This is a genomic window from Rhodococcus sp. SGAir0479 (assembly GCF_005484805.1).
In the GTDB taxonomy this organism is placed as follows: Bacteria; Actinomycetota; Actinomycetes; order Mycobacteriales; family Mycobacteriaceae; genus Prescottella.
In genome coordinates, this window is the sequence record NZ_CP039432.1 from 4,813,676 (window position 1) to 4,832,018 (window position 18,343).

The following is an 18,343-nucleotide window of genomic DNA, read 5'->3' on the forward strand; positions in this document are numbered from 1 at the left end:
ACAGTGCCCCGGAACGAGATCGTTCCGGGGCACTGTCGGTGGTCAGGCGTCGGCCCTCTGCCGTTCCAAGGTGGCCGCGAGTTCCGGTGTGAGGGGACGGAACTCGTCGTCGCCGCGCTCGCGCAGCCACACCGGGTCGTCACAGTGCCAGCGTTCGGCGCTGAGGGTGCGCGTCACGACCTTGAACGTGGCGGTCCGCGGGAACTCGGAACACACGCGCACCAACGTCGGCCGTTGCTTCGGCCCGAGATCGGGTTGGGCGTCGAGGAACCGCGCGAACTCGGACGGGTCGAAGTCCTCGACGTCGCCGGTCGGGATGACGGCCGCCATCACTCGGTCACCGACCTCGCGGTCCGGGACCCCGTACACCGACACCTGGGCGAATCCGGGGTAGCGCAGCAGAATGCGTTCGATCGGTGCGGCTCCGAGGTTCTCCCCGTCCACCCGCAGCCACCCGGAACTGCGGCCCGCGAAGTACACGAATCCGTCGGTGTCGCGATACGCCTGGTCGCCGCTCCAGTACATGCCGTCCCGGAGCCGCTCCGCGTCGGCCGTCGGATTCTTGTAGTAGCCGGCGAACGCACCGGCCCCCGCGACGTTGACCATCTCGCCGGTGGCCGCCTCGGCGTTGACGATTCGGCCCTGGGCGTCGAACTCGGCGGGCGGACAGACCTTCCCGGTGTCCGGATCACGGATCTCGATGTTCGCGGGAAGTAGACCCAGAGCGCCGGCCGGTGCGTCGGGGTGCGCGGAGATGGACACGCCGCCCTCCGTCGAACCGAAACCGTCGACCACGCGGGTGCCGAAGCGGCGGGCGAACTCACGGGCGACCGGCGCCGACCCCTCGTTGCCGTACATGACGCGCAACGTGTTGTCGGCGTCGTCGGGCTGCTCCGGGGTGGCGAGGATGAACGACAGGGGCTTGCCCACGTAGTTGGCGTAGGTGACGCCGTAGCGGCGCACGTCGGGAAGGAAGCCCGACGCGGAGAACTTGCGCCGCAGCGCGATCCCGCACCGGCCGTGCAGCGCCACCGCCCACGCCGCGATCATGGCGTTGGAGTGGAACATCGGCATCGCCATGTACACGACGTCGTCGGTGCCGAGGCCGAAGCGGTCGGCCAACATGATGCCGGGCTCGGTGAACTTGCGGTGGGTGCACCGCACGGCCTTCGGGTCGCCGCTGGTGCCGGAGGTGAAGATGAGCATCAGCAGGTCGTCGGGAGTGGCGGCCGGGACGAGCGCGGGGCTTCCCCGATGGGGCGCCAGGAGCTCAGCCCACTCGGGGGAGTCGACGTTGACCACGCGCACGCCGTCGAGCTCGAGTCCGTCGAGCAGGTGCGCCTGGGTGTTCTCGGTGAAGACGATCTGGCAGTCGGACAGCGCGATGTCCCGTGCAAGCGCGTCGCCGCGACGGGTGGTGTTCAGTCCGGCGAGCACGGTGCCGGAGAAGGCGGCCGCTCCCAGCAGTGACGAGAACTCCGGAATGTTGTCGAACAGTACGCCGAAGTGCCGGGGACGTCCGGCATCGAGAAGCTCGTCGAGCAGCGCCGCACGGTCGTACATTCCGTGGACGTGATCCGTCCACGGAATGTACGACTCCTCGAACCGGATGCCGTGCGTGTCGACGTCGCGTAACCGGTCGAGCTGGTCCGCGACCGTGGGGGTCACTGTCATACCCCCATCATGACGGGTGTGACGCCCGTCATGCGTGCGTGTTTCAGTCTGTGGGACCGACTGTCCGCGTGCCGTTTACGCCGGCGTCGCGGCCAGCTGCGCTCCGAGCCGCCGCAGCTGGTCGGTGCCGGACCCCAGCAGGAACTCCTGACGCTTGGCGGCCAGGAAGTACCGGTGGGTCGGGTGGTCCTCGTCGAGCCCGACGCCGCCGTGCACGTGGACCACGGTGTGTGCGACGCGGTGGCCGGCATCCGCGGCCCAGAACTTCGCGGTCTCCACCGCGCCGTCGACCGGGAGTCCTGCCGCGAGACGGAAGGCTGCCTGCCACAACGTGAGTCGGACGCCCTTGACGTCGATGTATCCGTCGGCGAGGCGCTGGGCCACGGCCTGGAAGCTGCCGATCGGCCGATCGAACTGGATGCGTTCACGGGCGTACTCGGCGGTCATCTTCAGTGCCTGGTCCAGCACGCCGAACTGGAAGGCGCTCGAGCCGACGGCGCCCCGGGCGAGTATCCAGTTCACGATGTCGGCGCCCTGCGCGACCGATCCCAGGAGGCGGTCGTCGGCGATCCGGACGTCGGAGAGCTCGACCAGGCCGGTGCACCCGAAGTCCGTGGTCTGCTGTCGGGTCACGATCACCCCGGCGTCGCCGGGCCGGACCAGGAAGACCGCGGTACCGGCGTCGGTCGCGGCCGGGACCAGGAACAGATCTGCGACGGGCGCGCCGTCGACCACGATCTTGGTGCCGTTCAGTGTCCACCCGTCCGCCGTGTGCTCGGCGCGGGTCACCGGCGCGGCGGGATCGTCGGCCAGCTCCTCCGCCAGCGCCGCGGCGAGAATCTTCGAGCCGGCCGCGGCCGGCGCCGCCCACTCCGAACGTTGCGTGTCCGAACCGAACTCGGCGATCGCTCCCGCGGCCATCACGATCGACGACAGGTAGGGGACGGCGGCGACGCCGCGGCCCAACTCGATCAGGATGCTGCACTGTTCCAGGATGCCGAAACCGTCACCGCCCACCGACTCGGGCAGGGCGGCGCCGAGCACCCCGGCGGTGGCGAGCGCGTCCCACAGCTTGCGGTCGAAACGATCCTCGGCGGAGTCGAGTTCGCGGAGACGGTCGTTGGTGACGATGTCGGCGACGATGCCGCCGGTCAGGCCGGCCAGATCCTGCTGGGCCTCGGTGAGAGTGAAGTCCATGGTGGTCGTCCTTCCTTATCGCTTGGCTGCCGGCTGGCCGAGGGCGGTCATCGCGATGATGTCGCGCTGTACCTCGTTGGTGCCGCCGCCGAAGGTGAGGATCAGCGCGGAGCGGTGCATCCGCTCGAGTCGGCCGCGGAGGAGGACACCGGGGGAGTTCTGCCGGACGGTGGCCGAAGGGCCCAGGATCTCCATGAGCAGCCGGTAGGCCTCGGTGGCGAACTCGGTGCCGAACACCTTGTTGGCGGAAGCGGCCGCGGGACCGGGAGCGTGGTCCTCTGCGGAGGCGATCTCCCAGTTCATGAGCTTGAGGTACTCGGTCTTGGCGTGCACGCGGGCGAGGTTGACCTGTACCCATTCCTGGTCGATCACCCGGCGTCCGTCCGCGAGCTTGGTGTTCTGCGCCCACTCCCGAACCTCCCGGAGCGCGGTCATGATCGGCCCGGCCGACGTCAGCGCGACCCGTTCGTGGTTGAGCTGATTGGTCACCAGCCGCCACCCGCCGTGCTCCTCGCCGACCAGTGAGCTCTGCGGCACCCGGACGTCCTGGTAGTAGGTCGCACTGGTGTCCGGGCCGGCCATCGTGTGCACCGGGGTGTACGAGAACCCCTCGGCGGAGGTCGGCACGATGAGCATGCTGATGCCGCGATGCTTCTTGGCGTTCGGATCCGTACGGCAGGCCAGCCACACGTAGTCCGCGTACTGGATGAGGCTGGTCCACATCTTCTGGCCGTTGATGACGTAGTCGTCACCGTCCTTGACCGCGGACGTACGCAGCGACGCCAGGTCGGTGCCCGCCCCGGGCTCGGAGTAGCCGATCGAGAAGTGCAGCTCGCCCGCGGAGATCCGTGGCAGGAAGAAGGCCTTCTGCTCGGGGGTGCCGAAGTGCATGATGGTCGGCGCGACGGAGTTGATCGTCAGGAACGGCACGGGCGCACCGGCGATCGCGGCCTCGTCGGTGAAGATCAGCTGATCCATGGCCGATCGCGCCTGCCCACCGAACTCCTCCGGCCAGCCGAGCGTGAGCCAGCCGTCCTTGCCCATCTGCTGGACGACCTCGCGGTAGACGTTGCCCTCGCCGTACTCGCCCGTCGTCGCCGCAAGGGCCTCGCGACGCTCGGGCGTCATCAATTTCGCAAAGTAGCTTCGCAACTCCTCCCGCAACTGCTGCTGCTGCGGGGTGTAGGTGATGTCCACGCCAATTCTCCGTTCCAGAACGATCGTCAGCGCTGATTCGACCGACTCGGCACAGATTTCTGGAATGATCGCGGAGACTGCCGATCGGAACGCGGCTGTGACAGCGACCTTTCCGTGACCGGTGCCGACCGAGCGGTCGGCGCCTACAGGAGGGGTTGTCCGAATCATTGCACAGCAGTGAAACGGGTTCTAGTCTTATGGCGGAGTTTCGTCGCGCCACAGCCCGGTGCCACGAACCTGCGCCCAGTCTTTCAAGCGAACGCGAAAAGGGGAACGGTCATGGAGGTAAGGGTCGACAAGGACCGCTGCGAGGCCAACGGTGTCTGCGTCGGAATCGCGCCCGACATCTTCGATCTGGACGACAACGAAGAGTTGATCATCTCGGCGCCGGTCCCTCCTGCGGATCGGGAAGCGGATGTGCGCTCGGCGATCGCGCAGTGCCCGCGAGCGGCGCTCACCGAGCACTGACCTCACCCTTGCGGCCAATGTAGAACACGTTCTACATTGGCCGCGTCGTCGGCAGCCGCGGCGATGAGGCAACGATCGATGCGAGTTCGGTCGCCGTCACGGTTACGGAGTGCGTAGATGAGTGCAGACAACAATCGCGGGGTCAGCTTGGAGGGCAAGGTCGCGATCGTGACCGGCTCGGGGTCCGGTCTCGGCCGGGCCGAGGCGATCGGTTTGGCGCAGGCGGGCGCCGCCGTGGTGGTGAACGACCTCGCGATGAACGAGACGGTCGAGTCGACTCTCGACGAGATCCGCACTCTCGGGGGCAAACTCGAATTCGTCGCCGGCGACGTGGGCGAGCGGTCGACGACCGACGCGCTCATGGCCGCTGCGCAGGGGCTCGGTGGCGTGGACGTCGTCGTCAACAACGCGGGCATCGTCCGCGATCGGATGCTGTTCAGCATGTCCGACGAGGAATGGGACCTGGTCCTCAGGGTCCACCTGCGCGGGCACTTCCTGCTCTCCCGGAACGCCGCCACGTTCTGGCGCGAGAAGTCGAAGAGCGAGGGCGCGCCGGTCTACGGGCGGTTGATCAACACGTCCTCGGAGGCAGGCCTGCTCGGGCCCGCCGGGCAGCCGAACTACGGTGCCGCCAAGGCCGGCATCACCGCGCTGACCCTATCGGCGGCGCGCGGACTCTCCCGCTACGGCGTGCGCGCCAACGCGATCTGCCCGCGGGCCCGGACGTCGATGACGGAGTCGGTCTTCGGGGACGCGCCCGAGGGGCAGATCGACCCGCTGTCGCCCGAGCACGTCGCCGCCCTGGTGTCGTATCTGGCGTCGCCCGCGGCCGACAAGGTCAACGGGCAGGTCTTCGTCGTGTACGGGCCGATGGTCGCGCTGATGGCTGCTCCGGTCGTCGAACGGCGGTTCGACGCCGAAGGGCAGTGGACGCCCGGTGGCCTCGCCGACGAACTGGGCGCCTACTTCGACGACCGTGACCCGGAGCGCACGTTCTCCGCCTCCGAGGCGCTCGGCGGTCTCGGCTGAGGCGTGCTTCGTCTCGAACCGGGGTGCAACCCGCGATCCGGCCGTGTCCCGGGTAACGCAGGATTGCGGGATTCTCGATACATGCAGGACGAATCCCGACCAAGATGAGTCGACGAGCGGCGTGCCGCCCGGGGGTGGACGGCCGGCTGTCTCGCCCGGACGCGGCGGCGCGCCTGCTGTACTGGTGTCTAGAACGCGTTCCAGTTGATGACGTTCGGCGGGGGTGTCGAGTCGCCGTCCCGGGGGTGGCGGGGGCCCTCCGAAGTTCCGGGCCGACCACGGCGCCACGTAGGTGGCGAGCCGCTCGTACATTCTGGACGATAGTCCGGATGCTCGCTCGGTAGGCGCCCGAAACGCCTGCTCGAGTCGATTTGAGCGAGGCGGGCACGCGTTCGGCGGAAGCGGTGTGGACGGGATTCCCCGCCCTCGCCGGGGGCCGCGGGGGCAATCGCACGAGAAGCGGGCCGGGTGGGGTCGCGACTCGCACGCGACAAGTCTTTGACAGGTGAACATGTTCTAGTTAATATGACCTGGGTCACAGAACGTTTGCGCAGTTCCTGACGTTCTGGGGGGTGTGCTGTGCCAGGTCGGCACGCACCGCAATCGAACCGTGACGAGAGTGTGGAGGAGGAAACGTGGTCGACCTCCTCGAGGTGCCGATGCGGGCCGTCGGCGGGTTCTTCGCGATGTCCGCGGACACGCTCCGGGCGGTCTTCTCGCGCCCCTTCCAGCGGCGCGAGTTCGTCGACCAGGCGTGGTTCGTCGCGCGGGTCTCGATGGTTCCGACCGTGCTGGTGGCGATCCCGTTCACCGTCCTGGTGAGTTTCACGATCAACATTCTTCTGCGCGAGATCGGCGCTGCCGACCTCAGCGGAGCGGGCGCCGCGCTGGGTGCCGTCACGCAGGTGGGTCCCATCGTCACGGTGCTCATCGTCGCCGGCGCCGGTGCCACCGCGATCTGTGCGGACCTCGCGGCCCGGACGATCCGCGAGGAAATCGATGCGATGCGAGTGCTCGGCATCAACCCGATCCATCGGCTCGTGGTGCCCCGCGTGCTCGCGTCCACGGCGGTCGCCCTGCTGCTCAACGGCCTGGTTTGCACCATCGGCATTCTCGGCGGCTTCCTGTTCTCGGTGTACGTGCAGGACGTCAACCCGGGGTCGTTCGTCAACGGCATCACGTTGCTGACCGGATTCGGTGAGCTGATGATCTCCATGCTCAAGGCCGGGCTGTTCGGGATGATCGCGGGTCTGATGGCGGCCTACCTGGGACTCAACGTGCGGGGCGGAGCCAAGAGCGTCGGCGACGCCGTCAACCAGACCGTCGTCTTCTCGTTCATGGCGCTCTTCGTGGTCAACGTGCTCGTCACCGCCATCGGCATCAAGCTGACGTCCGGGTGAGTGGCAGGGGGTTGGAATAGTGGCTCTGGTGGCATCAGGGCGATTCGTCCGTACACGCAGGCGTATCGCGCGCGCCTCCCGCTCGGTGGACCGGGTCGGTGAGCAGGCGCTCTTCTTCTGGCGTGCTCTGGCGTGGTCGCCGCGCGCGCTGGTGCACTACCGGAGGGAAGTACTCCGGCTGATCGCCGAGATCAGCATGGGCACAGGCGCGCTGGCCGTCATCGGCGGCACCGTGGTGATCGTCGGATTCCTGACACTGTTCACCGGCGGCACCATCGCCGTCCAGGGCTTCAGTTCGCTCGGCAACATCGGCGTCGAGGCGCTCACGGGCTTCTTCGCGGCGTTCATCAACGTGCGGATCGCGGCTCCGGTGATCGCCGGCATCGGTCTGGCCGCCACCATCGGAGCCGGATCGACCGCGCAACTCGGCGCGATGCGGGTGTCCGAGGAGGTCGACGCCCTCGAATCCATGGCCATCCCGTCCATTCCGTACCTGGTCTCGACACGGGTCATGGCCGGCATCATCGCGATCGTTCCGCTGTACTCGCTCGCGGTCATCGCGTCGTTCGTCGCCAGCCGCTTCGCGACGGTCGTGCTCAACGGTCAGTCGGGCGGCGTCTACGACCACTACTTCTCGACGTTCCTGATACCGACGGACATCCTCTGGTCGTTCGTGCAAGCGATCGTGATGGGCGTGGCAGTGATGCTCATCCACACCTACTACGGCTACAACGCGAGCGGCGGCCCGGTCGGGGTGGGCGTGGCGGTCGGTAACGCGGTCCGGGCATCACTCATCGCGGTGGTGACGGTGACGCTGCTGATCTCGCTGGCCATCTACGGCCAGTCCGGCAACTTCAACCTCTCGGGATAGGCGGAGGAGCGAATGCCCGAAGCAAGGTGGAAGACGAAACTCGCCGCGACCCTCATGGTGTTCGGTCTCGTGGCGATCGTCGTGTTGGCGTTGACGATGTTCGTCGGCGGCTTCACCCGGAGCGAACCCGTGACCGTCACGGCTGCGCGTTCCGGTCTGGTCATGGATCCGGACGCCAAGGTCAAGCTGCGCGGTGTGGAGGTGGGCCGGGTCGCCTCGATCGACGAGGAGAACGGCCAGGCCCGGTTGAAGCTCGACATGGATCCGTCGCAGCTGCATTTCATCCCGTCGAATTCGACCGTCGAGATCAAGTCGACCACCGTCTTCGGCGCCAAGTACGTCAACTTCGTTCCGCCCGCGGACCCGTCACCGAAATCGTTGCAACCGGGCTCGGTGATCGGCGCCGAAAGCGTCACCGTCGAGTTCAACACGCTGTTCCAGAACCTGTCGACGCTGCTGCAGCAGATCGAGCCCGAGAAGCTCAACGCCACCCTCGGCGCGATCGCGTCGGCGCTCAACGGTCGCGGCAACGAACTCGGTGAACTGCTGGGCGAGACCGACGCCTACCTGAACAAGATCAACCCCGTCCTTCCGCAGTTGAAGAACGACCTGTCGGCGGCGGACACCGTCACCAACACCTACGCCGACGTCACCCCGGATCTCATGACCCTGCTCGGCAACCTGACCGCCACCAGCGGCAGTGTCGTCGAGGAGCGAGAGAACCTGCGCATGACGCTGGAGAACGCTGTGGCTCTGTCCGACACCGGCAATCAGCTCCTGACCGACAACGAGGCGGACCTGACGAGGGCGCTGTCGCTGCTCGAGCCGACCACGGCACTCCTCTCGGGATACTCACCTGCGATCTCGTGCCTGGTCGTCGGCCTCAACAAGGCGCGCCCCATGGCCGAACAGATCGAAGGCGGCGGCCAGGCCGGCTTCGCGATGAGCACGAACTTCCTGGCCGGCCTGGAACCGTACACGTATCCGAGGGACTTGCCGAAGGTGAACGCCACGGGAGGCCCGAACTGCTGGGGCCTGCCCGACTTCGACCCCGAGCGGGACGGCAACGCTCCGTTCGTGGTGACCGACAGTGCGAACACTCCGTACATGCCGGCGACCGAGACGACTCTGAGCGTGCCCACCCTGTTCCAGATGCTCTACGGCGTGACACCGCCGGCGGGGGGACAGAAGTGATGCGCGCAACCACGGTCAAGTTCCTCGCGTTCACCACGGTCATGGTGCTGATCTTCGCCGGCCTGGCGATCGTGTTCAGCCAGGCTCGGTTCAGCAGCACCGACGGTTACCGGGCGGTGTTCACCAATGCCTCCGGACTGAAGTCGGGGGAGAAGGTGCGTATCGCCGGCGTCCCGGTGGGCACCGTCAACGGGGTCGAGGTCGGGTCCGACAACCTCGCCCACGTCAGCTTCGACGTGGACCGGAAGTACCCGCTGCTCCAGAGCACCCGGGCGACGATCCGTTACGAGAACCTCGTCGGGGACCGCTACCTCGAACTGCTCGAGGGCGAGGGATCGGCCGAGCGACTCGAGCCGAAATCGACGATTCCCGATTCGCGGACCGCTCCGGCACTGGACCTGGACCTGCTGCTGGGCGGCTTCAAGCCCCTGCTCCGCGGCCTCAGCGCGGAGCAGGTCAACGACCTGAGCGGCGCGCTACTGCATGTTCTCCAAGGACAGGGTGGCACCCTCGTGTCGCTTCTCGGGAGCACCAGCTCGTTCACGTCCACGCTCGCCGACCGGGACAAGCTGATCGGCGACGTCATCACGAACCTCAACACGACACTGAAGACGATCGACGACAAGGGCGATCAGTTCTCCACCACGGTCGACCAGTTGCAGCAGCTGGTCAGCGGGCTCGCTCAGGACCGGGATCCGATCGGGGAGGCGATTCCCAGGATCGCCACCGCCACGGACGATCTCGCGCAGCTGCTCCAGGGTGCTCGCCCCGACCTGCAGTCGACGATCGCCCATGCGAGCGACCTCGCGACGAACCTCCAGAACGGTGAGGGCGACATCAACTGGGTGCTCGAGCGTTTGCCGGAGGCGTACCGGAAACTGATCCGCACCGGTTCGTACGGAGCGTTCTTCCAGTTCTATACGTGCTCCGTGAAGTTCAAGTTCTCGGGACCGGACGGGCAGGAGTTGCACGTGGCCCTGCCGACCACACCGGTTCAGACGACGGGGAGGTGTGCCTTCGATGGCGGAGCGTGAACGGAATCTCACCCGGGTCGGAATCATCGGCGTCGCGGTGTCGGCATGTCTGGTGCTCGCCGGTCTGCAGTACGACCGGCTGCCCTTCCTGTTCGGAAACGTCAGGTACGCAGCGTTGTTCGAGGACGCCGGCGGTCTGATGCCCGGCGACTACGTCACCGTCGCGGGTGTCAACGTCGGCAAGGTCGACGACATCGACCTCGACGGCACCGACGTTCGCGTGACGTTCTCGATGGACGAGGGCGTTCGCCTGGGGGACAGTTCGGGTGCCGACATCAAGACCAACACCATTCTCGGCCGGAAGTCGTTGCAGGTGACGCCCGAGGGCTCCGAGACCCTGCGCGTCGGCAGCACGATCCCGTTGGAGCGCACCAACTCCCCGTACTCGCTCAACGACGCGCTCGGTGACCTCACCTCCACCGTCGCCGACCTCGACACGAACCAGCTCAACGACTCGCTCAACGCGGTGTCCGAGACGCTGTCGGACACCCCGCCGGAACTGCGTGCGGCACTCGACGGTGTCACGCGGTTGTCGCAGAGCATCAACTCCCGGGACGAGTCCCTGAAGGATCTGCTGGGCCGGGCCGAGGACGTCACGAAGATCCTCGCGGACCGCAGCGACCAGATCAACGCGCTCATCCTCGACGGCAACCAGCTGCTGGGCGAACTCGATCGTCGCCGCAACGCGATCAGCGCGCTGATCACGAATGTCTCGGCGGTCTCGCAGCAGCTCACCGGTCTGGTCCGGGACAACGAACAGCAGATGAAGCCGACACTGGACAAGCTCAATTCGGTCGTGGGCAACCTGCAGCGGAACAAGGACAACATCGGTCAGGCCCTCGACGGGCTCGCGCCGTACGCGCGTTCGCTCGGTGAGGCCGTCGGCAGCGGTCCGTTCTTCATGGCCTACGTCGCGAACTTCAGTGTCAGTCCGCTCGCTCAGACGGCGATCGATCAGCTGCTGTGGCCCGAGCACGTGCCGCAGGACCTTTCCCAGTTCCCGCCGTTGACCACCGAGCTCAAGGATCCGAACCGATGAGCGACGAACAGCCGAAGACCGGTACCCGTAAGAAGTGGCTGACGATCGGCGCGGTCGCCGTCGTGGTGATCGCCGTCCTGGCCGCCGGTGTGGTCTACCTGTTCCCGGGACTCGGGAAGACCACCATCACGGCGCAGTTCCCGTCGACGACGGGCCTGTACGCCGGCGACGACGTCCGGGTACTCGGGGTGAAGGTCGGCTCCATTCAGAGCATCGATCCCAACGGGACCGGGGCCTCGGTCGTCATGAACGTCGACCGGTCGGTGGACATCCCCGCCGATGCCAAGGCCGTCATCATCGCTCCCAGCCTCGTCGCGGCCCGTTTCGTGCAGCTGACGCCGGTGTACACGGGTGGTGACGCCATGGCCGACGGCGCCGAGATTCCGCTCGAGCGCACGGCAGTTCCGGTCGAGTGGGACGAGATCAAGACCGAGCTCACCAAGCTGTCCGACGCACTCGGTCCGCAGGGTGGGGCGGACCGGGGCTCCCTCGGCAACTTCATCGACACCCTGGGTGACAACCTCGACGGCAACGGAGAATCGTTGCGCGACACGTTGCGCGAGTTGTCCGACACCATGAAGACACTGTCGGACGGACGGACCGACCTCTTCGGGACGATCCGGAACCTGCAGGTGTTCGTGTCGGCGCTGTCGTCGAGCAACCAGCAGATCGTGCAGTTCGGTGGCCGGCTGCAATCGGTGTCCTCACTGCTCGCGGACACCAGCGACGAACTCGGCACGGCGTTGCAGGATCTCGACGTCGCGATCGGTGACGTGAATCGCTTCGTCACCGAGAACCGCGCCTCGCTCACCGAGCAGGTGGGCCGGCTGGCGGACGCGACCGCGGTATTGGTCGAGAAGCGTCCCCAGCTCGAGCAGGTGTTGCACGTCGCGCCGAACGCGTTGGCGAACTTCAAGGACATCTACACCCCGAAGCAGGGCTCCGTGAACGGTGTGCTGGCCGCGAGCAATGCGAGGAATCCGATCAACATGGTCTGTGGCCTGATCGCGGGTCTCGAGACCAACGATTCGGATCGATCGGCGGATCTCTGCGCACAGTTCCTCGGGCCGGTGCTGAACTCGATCACCACGAACTACCCGGGCATCCTCTCCCGTCCGGCGGACGCCCAGGGCGCTCGTCCCGACCAGCTCGCCTTCTCGCCACCGAGCCTGGCAGGGCAGGTGCCTTCCCGCACGGCCCCGGCGACCGTCGCGGCACCGCTCGTCACAATGCCGTCGGTCCAGGTGCCCAGAGATCTGGGTGACCTGCTCAACCCGGGAGGTGGACGATGAGCCGCAGGAGCACTCGCGTGGTGGCGACATCCGTCGTCGCGGTGTCGCTCACCCTGGCGGTGTCCGGTTGCGAGTTCAACGGACTCAACTCGCTTCCGCTGCCCGGCACCGAGGGCCGGGGCGACGGGGCGTACACCGTACAGATCCAGATGCCGAACGTGACCACGATGTCGCAGAACTCGCCGGTCCGGGTCAACGACGTGACCGTGGGCGCGGTCACCGGCATCGAGGTCCAGGACTGGCATGCGCTCGTGACGGTGTCGCTCAACGAGGACGTGCAGTTGCCCGCCAACGCGACGGCGAAGATCGGCCAGACCAGCCTGCTCGGTTCGCAGCATCTCGAGCTCGCGCCGCCGACCGGGGTGGCCCCGCAGGGAACGCTGAAGGACGGGGACGTGATCCCGCTCGATCGGGCGGGCGCGTATCCCACGACCGAACAGACACTGTCGTCGCTGTCGGTGGTCCTGAACGGCGGCGGCCTGGCGCAGATCAACGACGTCACCCGTGAGCTCAACGCGGCACTCGACGGGCGCGAGGATTCGATCCGGGATCTGCTGCCCCAACTGGACCAGCTCGTGGGCAGCCTCGACGACCAGCGCACCCAGATCGTTTCCGCGATGGAGGGAATCGATCGGCTCGCCGGCACCGTCAACCAGCAGACCGAGACCCTGAACCGGGCGCTCGACGGCATCCCGCCGGCGCTCGAGGTGCTGGTGGCGCAGCGACAGAACCTGACGAATGCACTTGTCGCCCTGGGCAATTTCAGTGACACCGCCACGCGCGTGATCGACGAGAGCGGTGACGATCTCAAGGCGAACCTGGCGTCGCTGTCACCGTTGCTCGAACAATTGGCAGGGACCGGCAACAACCTCACCGAGGTGCTGTCGCTGATGCTCACCTTCCCGTTCACGATGAAGCACATGGACCAGGTGTTCCAGGGTGACTACGCGAACCTGAACATGATGATCGACATGACCAACGAGCGCCTGACGACCAACTTCATGGACCAGACGGGACTGGGCCCGACGCTGGCCGGCGTCGAGGGCGCGCTGGGGACTCTGGCGGGCACCGCGGGCCAGGCCAACGATCCGCTTCGGATCCCCGAGCCGACGAAGCCCGACCTCATCCAGCGGGAGCCCAAGCCGCCGACGCCGGGTGACGTGCCCTCGCTCCAGATTCCTGGCCTTCCGCAACTAGGAGTGCCGACGCCATGATGCTTTCCAGGTTCGTCCGAATCCAGTTGGTGATCTTCTCGGTCCTGACCGTGATCGGGCTGGTGGTGATGGCCACCCAGTACGTCCGGCTGCCCGCGCTGTTCGGGCTGGGTCAATACCGGGTGACCGTGCAGCTTCCGTCGACAGGTGGTCTGTACACGAATGCGAACGTCGCGTTCCGCGGAACCAACATCGGCAAGGTCGAGGACGTCGTGCTCACCGAGGACGGTGTGGATGCGAAGGTGTCGATCAGCAGCAGCTACGACATCCCGGCAGACCTGGACGCGGCGGTCAAGAGTGTCTCGGCGATCGGCGAGCAGTATGTCGATCTGATTCCGCGCACCGATTCCGAGCCGTACCTCGCGAACGGTGACGTGATCCCGCTGGACCGCACCAGTGTCCCGCAGGACGTGGGCGCGATGCTCGATCAGGCGAACTCCTTGGTGCAGAGCATCTCGAACACCCAGTTGCGCACCGTCGTCGACGAATCGTTCAAGGCGTTCAACGGTGCCGGTCCGGACCTGCAGCGGCTCATCGATTCGGCCCGCCTGTTCGTTCAGGAGGCCAACGCCAACTCGGATGCGACCAAGACGCTCATCGAGCAGGCCGAGGGTCTACTCGACACCCAGGTGGTCACGAGCGACGCGATCCGCTCCTGGACGAAGGATCTGGTGACGTTCTCGAACCAGTTGCGCAACAGCGATCCTCAGATCCGAAGCGTGCTCGAGCAGACACCCGACGCGGCAACCGAGGCCAACGCTCTGTTCCAGGAGTTGAAGCCGACGCTGCCGCTCCTGCTCGCCAACCTCGTCAGTGTCGGTGAGGTTTCCGCGATCTATCACAAGAGCATCGAGCAGGTGCTGGTGATCTACCCGCCGCTGGTGTCGTCGCTGTTGACGATCGCGATGAAGGGGCCGCTCGACGACGGCGCGATCGTGAACTTCGCACTGCAGTTGAACGATCCACCGCCGTGTACCACCGGCTTCCTCCCGGCCGACCAGTGGCGAGCGCCCGATGAGAAGTCGGTTCCGCCGACACCGTCGGACCTGTTCTGCAAGGTGGCCCAGGACGATCCGACGACGGTACGCGGTGCGCGCAACTACCCGTGCATGGAGATCCCGGGCAAACGCGCGGCGTCGCCCGAGGAGTGCCGCAGCGCAGCGGGATACGTTCCCGAGGGCAACAACCCGCCCAGTGGGCCGCCGCAGGATCCGTCTGTACCCTCGTACACGACGACGCCGGCCAGCGCGGAGGGGACTACGAACGTGCCTGCGACAGCACGTCCTTACGACCCCACCACGGGTAAGTACGTCGGACCGGACGGCGCGCTGTATTCGCAGCCGGGCTTGGCGGCAGGAACACCGAGGGAGGACACGACGTGGCAGACGATGATGACACGTCAGCAGGGCTGACACCCGCCGAGCGCACGCGGCCGACGCGCCGGCGCGCCAGCCGCAGTGCGGGCCCCGCGAGCAGCAACGGTGCGCAAGCGGTGCAGTCGGTACCGGTGGCGGACGCCAGTACCGGTGCCGGCGGCGCGATCACGTTGGAGGCGGACCGGCCGCGGTCCGTCCGTGCGTCCGACGGCGCCTCGACCACCAGGACGACACAGTCCTCTGCAGCAGGCACGGATACAGCAGGCACGGATACAGCAGGCACGGATGCGGCGGACAGGGAGGCGGCGGGGGAAGAGTGGCATCCCGTCGTCCCCACGAAGAAGCGTCGTCGCGGGCCGATGATCGGGGCGATCGCGGCCGGTCTGGTGATCGTGGTGCTGGTGGCGCTCGGGGGGTGGTTGCTGTTCGAGCGGGCGGCGGCCGGGGATCGTGACGCCCGCCGGATCGCCTTCGAGGACACCGCTCGGCAGACCATCCTCAACCTGACGACCATCAAGCCGGACACGGCCAAGGAGGACGTGGAGCGGATCCTGGCCGGCGCGAGTGGTGAGTTCCGAGCGGAGTTCGACGGCCGGGAGGACCCGTTCGTCGGCATCGTGAAGGAAGCCAACGTGACGACGGTCGGCAAGATCGTCGAATCGGGAATCGAGAACGACAACGGTGACAGTGCAACGGTTCTGGTTGCCGCTCGTGCCGACGTGAGCACGCCCGACGGCAGCCAGAACGGTACGCGCGACTTCCGGATGCGGGTCACGGTCACCGACCAAGACGGAACACTGACCGCATCGAAGGTGGAGTTCGTACCGTGACGGGGAATGGTGTCGAGAGTGGAGTCCGCGACGTGAGTGCCGCGCCGGAAGCGCCGAACGCCCTTGCGCCGGACAGCGGTTCGGCGGAGAGTTCTGCGGTGTCGCAGCCGTCGCGCTCCTCGCGAACGACGGTCCTCGCCGGCGTCGCGGGGGTGCTGATCGCCGCGTTGGTCGTGGGCGTCGGATGGCTGGGATGGGGACACCTGCAGGACCGCGCCGCCGAACAGGCCCGGGCCGACGCGGTGCAGGCCGCGACCGCCCAGGCGACGGCAATGCTGTCGTACAACTTCAACGAGGTGGACCAGCAGCTCGCCGCGGCCGGGGACGGGCTGACCGGGGACTTCAAGGGCGATTACGACAAGCTGGTGCGGGAGACGATCGCTCCCGGGGCCAAGGAGAAGAAGATCACCGTCGAGGCCACCGTGCAGGCGGGCTCCGTCGTCTCGGCCACGAAGGACGACGTGGTGGTGCTGCTGTACGTCAATCAGGTCACCACCAGCGCCGAGATGCCCGACGCCGCGACCACCGGCAGCCGGGTGCGGATGGAGATGCACAAGGAGGGCGACCGCTGGCTCACCGGGCGGCTCACCCCGGTGTAGCGGGCGGGCCGAACCGGGGGGAGGCCTACTCGTCCTCGGTGAGGTCGTCCTCCGCGGACAGCAGGGCCGAGCCGGCGACGCCCTGCTGCTGGAGCGCGTCCAGGAAGGAATGGGCCCAGCGGTCGACGTCGTGTGAGAGGACCTGACGGCGCAGGGCACGCATGTGGCGTCGGCCGTCCTCCCGGTCCTGGTTCAGCGCCGCCTCCATCTTGTCCTTGACGTCGTCGAGGTCGTGCGGGTTGCACAGGAACGCCTGACGGAGTTCGGCTGCCGCACCGGTGAATTCGCTGAGCAACAGTGCGCCGCCCAGATCGCTGCGGCACGCCACGTACTCCTTGGCGACCAGGTTCATGCCGTCGCGCAGCGGAGTCACCAACATGACATCCGCGGCGACGAAGAATGCGATCAGCTCGTCGCGACCGATGGGGCGGTGGATGTAGTGCACCACCGGGCGCCCCACCTCGGCGTACTCGCCGTTGATGCGGCTGACCGTCTGCTCGATCGCGCCGCGCATCTGCACGTAGCTCTCGACGCGTTCCCGGCTCGGGGTCGCCAACTGCACCATGACGGTGTCGGCCGGATCGACCCGGCCCTCCTGGAGAAGCTCGTACAGGGCGTCGAGTCGGACGTCGATGCCCTTGGTGTAATCCAGGCGGTCGACGCCGAGCATGATGTGTTCGGGGTTGCCCAGCTCCTCGCGAATCTGCTTGGCGCGCTCGCGGATCGACCTGCGGCGCGACAACTCGTCGAGCTGACCGGAGTCGATGGAGATGGGAAAGGCGCCCACCCGCACGGTGCGGAAGCCGACCTGCACGATGCCGAGCTTGGACCGCACCCCGACCGTGCCACGGGAGGTCTGCTGGCCGGCCAGGCGGCGGGCCAGGAACATGAAGTTCTGCGCGCCGCCGGGTAGGTGGAAGCCGATGAGATCGGCGCCGAGGAGACCCTCGACGATCTCGCGCCGCCACGGCATCTGCATGAACAGTTCGACCGGCGGGAACGGGATGTGCAGGAAGAACCCGATGGTGAGGTCGGGGCGCAGCATCCGCAGCATCTTCGGCACCAGCTGCAGCTGGTAGTCCTGGATCCAGACGACGGCGCCCTCGGCCGCGGCCTTCGAGGTGGCCTCGGCGAACCGGCGGTTGACCTCGACGTAGGCGTTCCACCACTCGCGGCGGTACTCGGGCTTGACGATGACGTCGTGGTACAGCGGCCACAGGGTGGCGTTGGAGAAGCCCTCGTAGTAGTCGGCGACCTCCTGCGAGCTCAGTGGCACGGGGTAGAGGTCGAGGCCGTCCTCGACGATGGGGTCGAGCTCCACGTCGGGCACCCCGGGCCATCCCACCCACGCGCCCTTGTTGTTGCGCAGGATCGGTTCGAGCGCGGTGACGAGCCCGCCGGGGCTGCGCTTCCAGCGGGTGGAGCCGTCGGGCAACTTCTCCAGATCCACCGGGAGACGGTTGGCGACGACGACGAACTGGGAGCCGGTGCCCTCCGGTTCGCCGCGGTCGCCGGACCCCGCGAGTGCGGCCCCCTCGGAATTCGTCGATGGTTCCGAGGGCGCAGTCACGGAGTCGTACTCCTTCTCGTCGTTGTGCTCTCTGTCGTGCCGGGTGGGGCGAGGATCAGTCGAGCTTGGGATTCGGGCCGATGCCGAGCATCGAGAGCAGCATCCGGCATTCGTCGGCGTCGGCGGCGTAAGCAGCGACGACGCGCTGGGCCTGCCGGGCGGTCTCGTCGGCTACGGGCTCGAGGTCCTCGTCCGCGATGTCGTTCTCGGTGGTCGTCTTCGCGGCCATCTTGTTCCTTCCGGGCTTGCTGCGATTTCTCCGCAGGTAGTTCCTGAGTGCGACTCTATGAGAACCGCCCCGGCCCGCGCCAGTCACCGCCCAGTTAGGGTGTGCTCACTCTACTGGGACCGAGGGCTGG

Annotated in this window: 17 protein-coding genes; 12 read left to right on the top strand and 5 right to left on the bottom strand. The window is 67.1% G+C overall.

The genetic code is table 11. From position 1 onward, the window contains the following. Positions 1-42: 42 nt before the first annotated feature. The 3 genes from E7742_RS22365 to E7742_RS22375 form a co-directional block, all read right to left on the bottom strand. On the bottom strand, positions 43-1,674 hold the full coding sequence (locus E7742_RS22365) for a long-chain-fatty-acid--CoA ligase (protein ID WP_137800949.1): 1,632 nt from the start codon (positions 1,672-1,674) through the stop codon (positions 43-45). 75 nt (positions 1,675-1,749) lie between these two features. Beyond that, positions 1,750-2,871, bottom strand: a complete 1,122-nt coding sequence (locus tag E7742_RS22370) for an acyl-CoA dehydrogenase family protein (protein WP_137800950.1) — start codon at positions 2,869-2,871, stop codon at positions 1,750-1,752. Between the two features lie 15 nt (positions 2,872-2,886). Further along, complete coding sequence (locus E7742_RS22375) at positions 2,887-4,068, bottom strand: acyl-CoA dehydrogenase family protein (protein WP_137800951.1); 1,182 nt, start codon at positions 4,066-4,068, stop codon at positions 2,887-2,889. Between the two features lie 279 nt (positions 4,069-4,347). Here E7742_RS22375 and E7742_RS22380 point away from each other — a divergent pair, with 279 nt between their 5' ends. From E7742_RS22380 to E7742_RS22435, 12 genes are all read left to right on the top strand, one after another. Next, positions 4,348-4,536, top strand: a complete 189-nt coding sequence (locus E7742_RS22380; RefSeq protein WP_137800952.1) for a ferredoxin — start codon at positions 4,348-4,350, stop codon at positions 4,534-4,536. 117 nt (positions 4,537-4,653) lie between these two features. Then, positions 4,654-5,565: a 3-oxoacyl-ACP reductase gene (locus E7742_RS22385; protein ID WP_137800953.1), complete on the top strand. Its 912-nt coding sequence runs from the start codon at positions 4,654-4,656 to the stop codon at positions 5,563-5,565. A gap of 635 nt (positions 5,566-6,200) precedes the next feature. After that, positions 6,201-6,965, top strand: coding sequence for an MlaE family ABC transporter permease (locus E7742_RS22390; RefSeq protein WP_137800954.1), 765 nt, complete (start codon positions 6,201-6,203; stop codon positions 6,963-6,965). Positions 6,966-6,984: 19 nt separating this feature from the next. Next, complete coding sequence (locus E7742_RS22395) at positions 6,985-7,836, top strand: MlaE family ABC transporter permease (protein WP_137800955.1); 852 nt, start codon at positions 6,985-6,987, stop codon at positions 7,834-7,836. Between the two features lie 12 nt (positions 7,837-7,848). Next, the gene (locus E7742_RS22400; protein ID WP_137800956.1) at positions 7,849-9,030 is read left to right on the top strand and encodes an MCE family protein; all 1,182 of its coding nucleotides are present in this window, start codon (positions 7,849-7,851) and stop codon (positions 9,028-9,030) included. Beyond that, positions 9,030-10,064 (top strand): MCE family protein, encoded by a 1,035-nt coding sequence (locus E7742_RS22405; RefSeq protein ID WP_137800957.1) that lies wholly within the window; start codon positions 9,030-9,032, stop codon positions 10,062-10,064. The genes E7742_RS22400 and E7742_RS22405 overlap by 1 nt, the downstream gene beginning before the upstream one ends. Beyond that, positions 10,051-11,103 (top strand): MCE family protein, encoded by a 1,053-nt coding sequence (locus E7742_RS22410; RefSeq protein ID WP_137800958.1) that lies wholly within the window; start codon positions 10,051-10,053, stop codon positions 11,101-11,103. The genes E7742_RS22405 and E7742_RS22410 overlap by 14 nt, the downstream gene beginning before the upstream one ends. After that, on the top strand, positions 11,100-12,395 hold the full coding sequence (locus E7742_RS22415) for an MCE family protein (RefSeq protein ID WP_137800959.1): 1,296 nt from the start codon (positions 11,100-11,102) through the stop codon (positions 12,393-12,395). The genes E7742_RS22410 and E7742_RS22415 overlap by 4 nt, the downstream gene beginning before the upstream one ends. Further along, positions 12,392-13,609 carry an MCE family protein gene (locus E7742_RS22420; RefSeq protein WP_137800960.1) on the top strand — a complete coding sequence of 406 codons (1,218 nt, stop codon included), beginning with the start codon at positions 12,392-12,394 and terminating at the stop codon, positions 13,607-13,609. The genes E7742_RS22415 and E7742_RS22420 overlap by 4 nt, the downstream gene beginning before the upstream one ends. After that, positions 13,606-15,021, top strand: a complete 1,416-nt coding sequence (locus tag E7742_RS22425) for an MCE family protein (RefSeq protein WP_137800961.1) — start codon at positions 13,606-13,608, stop codon at positions 15,019-15,021. Before E7742_RS22420 ends, E7742_RS22425 begins: the two co-directional genes overlap by 4 nt. After that, positions 14,988-15,815, top strand: coding sequence for a hypothetical protein (locus E7742_RS23320; protein ID WP_175420558.1), 828 nt, complete (start codon positions 14,988-14,990; stop codon positions 15,813-15,815). Before E7742_RS22425 ends, E7742_RS23320 begins: the two co-directional genes overlap by 34 nt. 32 nt (positions 15,816-15,847) lie before the next feature. Next, a complete protein-coding gene (locus E7742_RS22435) occupies positions 15,848-16,414 on the top strand; it encodes a h domain protein (protein ID WP_137800962.1) in 567 nt (188 codons plus the stop codon). 25 nt (positions 16,415-16,439) lie between these two features. Here E7742_RS22435 and E7742_RS22440 read toward each other — a convergent pair whose 3' ends face one another. After that, complete coding sequence (locus tag E7742_RS22440) at positions 16,440-17,984, bottom strand: alpha,alpha-trehalose-phosphate synthase (UDP-forming) (RefSeq protein WP_137800963.1); 1,545 nt, start codon at positions 17,982-17,984, stop codon at positions 16,440-16,442. Positions 17,985-18,039: 55 nt separating this feature from the next. After that, positions 18,040-18,213: a hypothetical protein gene (locus E7742_RS23325; RefSeq protein WP_175420559.1), complete on the bottom strand. Its 174-nt coding sequence runs from the start codon at positions 18,211-18,213 to the stop codon at positions 18,040-18,042. Positions 18,214-18,343 lie beyond the last annotated feature (130 nt).